Origin of the sequence: Streptomyces albireticuli, assembly GCF_021228125.1 — a bacterium.
GTDB lineage: Bacteria > Actinomycetota > Actinomycetes > Streptomycetales > Streptomycetaceae > Streptomyces > Streptomyces albireticuli.
On sequence record NZ_JAJQQS010000082.1, the window covers coordinates 1 to 1,104 of the forward strand.

1 pseudogene is annotated in these 1,104 nt (G+C 69.0%); it reads right to left on the bottom strand.

What is annotated here, in order from left to right:
- Nucleotides 1-24: 24 nt before the first annotated feature.
- A pseudogene (locus tag LUZ64_RS36665) lies at nt 25-1,028 on the bottom strand (IS5 family transposase).
- Nucleotides 1,029-1,104 lie beyond the last annotated feature (76 nt).

Genomic DNA, 1,104 nt, shown 5'->3' on the forward strand with positions numbered 1-1,104 from the left:
ACTAGGGTCTGTATTGAGTCGTGATCACTGAGTGGTTCGGGTGAGGTCCTTGATCCAGATCATGGAGGCGCGGAGGTGGACTCCGGCGAGGTAGCTCTCGGGGGTCTTGTCGTAGCGGGTGGCGATCCCGCGCCATGCCTTGAGCTTGTTGATCAGGCGCTCGACAGTGTTGCGCTCTTTGTAGAGCTCGGCGTCGCAGGTGACGGGCCGGCCGCCGTGCCGGCCCTTCTTCTTCCGGTTGGCGGCCTGGTCCTTCTTCTCCGGGATGACTGCCGTGATCCCGCGTTCGCGCAGGTGAGTGCGGTTGCCGCGAGAGGAGTACGCCTTGTCCGCGGCGACTGCGCCCGGTCGGGTGCGGGGGCGCCCGACGGGCCCGCGGACGCGCACTTTGGCGAGCACGGGGATGAACTGTGGGCTGTCCGCGGCCTGGCCGGCGGTCAGGATCAGAGCCAGGGGCCGGCGGTGACGGTCGGCAGCCAGGTGGATCTTGCTGGTCTGTCCGCCTCGCGAGCGCCCGAGCTGGGCGGCTTTCAAACGGAGCTTGCGCCGTCGCCGGACGCGCCGCCGTTCGCCCCGGCCGGGATCGCAGACGTCACCCTGTCCGTCTTGTTCCTCCGCGCCGCCCCCTTTTGCCGGGCCGCCTCCGCTTCGGCGGCGGCCTTCTCCAACGCGTCCAGGACGCCTTCCTCCAGGCGCATCCCGGCCGCGTCGTGGTGGGCCCGGACAGTCGTGGAGTCCACGCTGACCAGCGACAGGTCCACCCCGCCCCGCTCGGCCGCCTCGGCGATCACCCCCTCCAGCAGCGCTTCGAAGACCCCGGCGTCCCGCCACTGCCGAAACCGGTTGTGCACGGTGGACCAGGCACCGAACCGGTCCGGCATCTCCCGCCACTGCGCTCCCGAGCGGAACTTCCAGATCACTCCCTCGAACTGCTGCCGCAGCCGCTCGGGATACGGGCCGTACTCACCGACCGGCAGATACGGCTCGACAAACCCCCACCCCTCGTCCGTCAGTTGCGCACGCGTCATGTGCACTGGACTACCGGTTCCGCCCTCAGAGCGAGGGCGGAACCGACAAACTGATCACGACTCGATACACGCCCTA